This window comes from Aliivibrio logei, from assembly GCF_001691055.1.
GTDB lineage: Bacteria > Pseudomonadota > Gammaproteobacteria > Enterobacterales > Vibrionaceae > Aliivibrio > Aliivibrio salmonicida.
Window position 1 is genome coordinate 1 of sequence record NZ_MAJU01000069.1, and the last position, 1,644, is coordinate 1,644.

Genomic DNA, 1,644 nt, shown 5'->3' on the forward strand with positions numbered 1-1,644 from the left:
AAACGTGTTATGCAGGCGTTACACGAACTCTAAGAACGCAGTTTTTTGGTTCAGTTCAGCGATTGATCCGTTAATTTCTTAGGCGTGAAAGTAAGGGAATTTCCTTTTTCTTTGTTGCCTTTTGGTCTCCGTTTCATCAGGTTCGGCAATTGACCATTATTGCCAAAAGTTCATGGGTTTCAGAAACCAATTCAGGCTTCAATTGTTCATAGTTTTGCCTCATTTTAGCCAGTATCAGTGTTTTCCTCACAGTATTTTCAATCCCAATTGTGGTGAGGATATTTGGTTTATCAGCTCCAAACTTGCTGAAACCAAATCGTACAAATAGTGTAAGAAAAAGGGATTGTTTCATCTCGCAGTTTTTGCCGTTGATTGGATATTTTGCTCGCTTAATTGAGCCAGTCTAATTAAACTCAATTTACAGTAAATCTTGGTAAATCAATTATTTACCAAGTTAATGGAAGCGTTGGCAAAGATCGTGTAACAAATGCATCAACACGATTTGCTACATTCGGCGTTGTCAGTTTGCCTTTAGTTTCAGTGATTAAGGCAGTAAAATTCAGCTAGGTCTGTATCGTAGCAAACGTGTTATGCAGGCGTTACACGAACTCTAAGATTGCAGTTTTTTGGCTCAGTTCAGCGATTGAGCCGTTAGTTTTTTAAGCGTGAAAGTAGGTGGTTTTCCTTCTTCTTTGTTTTCTTTTAGTTTTCATTTCATCAGGTTCGGCAATTGACCATTATTGCCAAAAGTTCATGGATTTCAGAAACTAATTCACGCTTCAATTATTCATGGTTTTGCCTCATTTTATCCTGCATCAGTGTTTTGCTCGCAGTATTTTCAATCCCAATTGTGGCGAGGATATTTGGTTTATCAGCTTAAAACTTGCTGAAACCAGAACGTACAAATGGCGTAAGAAAAAGGGATTGTTTCGTTTCACAGTTATTGGCGGTGATTGGATATTTTGCTCGCTTAATTGAGCCAGTCTAATTAAACTCAGTTTACAGTAAATCTTGGTAAATCAATTCTTTACCAAGTTAATGGAAGCGTTGACAAAGATCGTGTAACAAATGCATCAACACGATTTACTACACTCGGCGTTGTAGGTTTGTCTTTAGTTTCGGTGTTTATGGCGGTAAAATTTAGCTTCATCTGCATAGTAGTAAACGTGTTATGCAGGCGTTATGCGAATAGAAGATATAAGGAAATATTATGGAAGTTGTAGTTAAGGAAGCTCATAAATCAGAGTATCCAAATCCAATTTCGTTTAACAAAGGTGAGTCTTTAATTCTCGGTCATCTTGATACTGAATTTATTGGTTGGACCAGAACTATAACTACCGATGGAAATGAAGGTTGGGCACCGGTTGATTATATTGAAATGGCGCAATGTAAAACTAAAGGAATAGCCAAATGTAATTACAACGCTTTTGAACTAGATACTAAAATGAGTGAATCGTTAACGGTTTTATCTGAGCTAAATGAATGGTTTCTTGTAGTAAATACTAGTGGCGAGAAAGGTTGGGTTCCGGTACAAACTGTAGGTATCGCATAACAAAGCAATCAACACGATGCTATTACACTCGGCATTCGCGGTTTAGAGTATAATTGGTTTGGTAATTAAGGCGTTCGCACGTGTTATTGCGG

The 1,644-nt window shown here is 37.6% G+C and carries 1 protein-coding gene; it reads left to right on the forward strand.

Going from position 1 to position 1,644, the window contains the following annotated elements; genetic code table 11:
• Nucleotides 1–1,210: 1,210 nt before the first annotated feature.
• Nucleotides 1,211–1,552 (forward strand): SH3 domain-containing protein, encoded by a 342-nt coding sequence (locus A6E04_RS20850; protein ID WP_065612301.1) that lies wholly within the window; start codon nucleotides 1,211–1,213, stop codon nucleotides 1,550–1,552.
• Nucleotides 1,553–1,644 lie beyond the last annotated feature (92 nt).

Excerpts from the sequence above, each read along its gene's own strand:
- A6E04_RS20850 (WP_065612301.1), top strand. The coding sequence starts at position 1,211 with ATGGAAGTTGTAGTTAAGGAAGCTCATAAATCAGAGTATCCAAATCCA.